Origin of the sequence: Bacillus sp. T17B1 (assembly GCF_026796395.1) — a bacterium.
Classification (GTDB): Bacteria; Bacillota; Bacilli; order Bacillales; family Bacillaceae; genus Bacillus; species Bacillus spizizenii_A.
In genome coordinates this window covers 1-1,653 of sequence record NZ_JALAYA010000042.1, presented here as the reverse complement: position 1 = coordinate 1,653, position 1,653 = coordinate 1, and the positions used below count along the sequence as shown (strand labels likewise).

The 1,653-nt window shown below is 40.0% G+C and carries 2 protein-coding genes; both read right to left on the bottom strand.

Annotated elements, in window-relative coordinates; genetic code table 11:
• Window positions 1-106 precede the first annotated feature (106 nt).
• The gene (locus tag MOF34_RS17520; protein WP_268401126.1) at window positions 107-1,459 is read right to left on the bottom strand and encodes an IS1182 family transposase; all 1,353 of its coding nucleotides are present in this window, start codon (window positions 1,457-1,459) and stop codon (window positions 107-109) included.
• 124 nt (window positions 1,460-1,583) lie between these two features.
• The coding region (locus MOF34_RS17515; protein ID WP_268401128.1) for a hypothetical protein at window positions 1,584-1,653 on the bottom strand (70 nt) is incomplete at its 5' end.

Here is a 1,653-nt window from a genome sequence, read left to right as displayed (position 1 = left end):
TTCAGCTTGTAGAGAAAACGATGTTTTTCTACAAGCTTTTTTTGTTATACGCTGATTTTTTGGATATTCAGCTGATTTCAAAAACAGAAAAAGAGCTCCCGCATACCTAGCTCCGCTTGGCTAGGTATGTGGCAATCTTCTTCATATTCTGGCATGCGGCTGTAAGGAGAACTTGTTCGCTCACATTCCGTTTTCCCCTCAACCGGCAGTAGCGAAGCCCATGCAGCTGTTTTGAGTCTGCAAAGCTTCGCTCTATTTTTTCTTTTCTTTTTTTGTAGAGGTTTTTTCCTGAAACAGTTAAGCGATTTTGCCTGATCTTTTCTTTGTGGTCTTCCCATACATGCCGGGTGATGACTTTCTGATGTTTTTTCGACTTTGTACAGTTTTCAAGAAAAGGGCATGAGGAACATGTTTCAGGACTTGATTTATATGACCTATATCCTTTACGATCAGTTGTTGAGTATGTGAGTGTTTGCTGGTTCGGGCAAATGTACCTGTCTTGTTCACTGTCATATTGAAATTTCCATTTTGGAAACAAGCCTCTAGTAGGGTGATATCGTCTGTGGGCAATGACGCCAAAAATGTGACGGTCAGATAATCCTTTACAAATGGGAGTCGTTAAATATCCGGAATCAAGGGCGACAGCTTCTACTTGAAAACCAAATCGTGCGATTTGGTGGTCTAATCGGTCAAGATAAGGCACAGAATCATGAACATTTCCGGGTGTGACATAGGCATCGGTGATAATGTTGTATTTCATATCCGTTGTACGGTGGTCTAAATAGAAAAAACCTTCGGGTTTGTTTTCGCGATAAAGATACCCACTTTCGGGATCAGTTGTACTGTGGCGAATCTCTTTTTCAGCTTTCACCTCCTCTTTGATTGTTAATGGCTTTTTTCCGTGCTCCTCCCGATCCTCTTGAATGGCTTCATTTAAATCTTTGATATAGTTTTGTGTGTCCTGTTCAATCGTTCTTCTTGTGTATTTATGCTTGTTGGCATTGGCTTTAAGGTGAGTGGAATCGGTGAATAGGACACGTCCGCCCACCATATCATGATTGATGGCCTGAAGAACGATCTCATCAAAAATATCTTGGAAGATAGTTGTATCTTTAAAACGTGTGCGTCTGTTCCAGCTGATGGTGGAGTGGTGCGGAACTGGATCGTTTATGTTCAATCCGAGAAACCACCTGTACGCCATATTATAGTAAATTTCTTTTTCGAGCTGTCTTTCTGAACGGATACCATAGAGGTATCCGATAAACATCATTTTGAATAAGATCAGCGGATCAAGTGAGGGGCGTCCTTTGTTTTCACTATAATAAGGTTTAACCTTTTCAATGATGAAAGAGAAGTCTATGTATTTATCAATTTTTCGAAGTAGGTGATCCTCTTCGACAAGTTGGTCGAGAAGAACAAATTCGGCTGCGTTTTGAGAAGAATTTCTTGTGTGGAACATGAGAAAGACACCGTCCTTTTGAAGTCTTTCTTTTATTTTATTACAGGAGAATGGATATTTTAAGGGAAAATAAAGGCTGTCGAGATTTTCTCGACAGCCTGAAGACGCTCATTGAGCGTCTTTTTTACTTCTTCGCCATATATTTATTTAAAAACGAATCTGCGTCTGAAATTTGTGTGCCTTGGTAATAATAC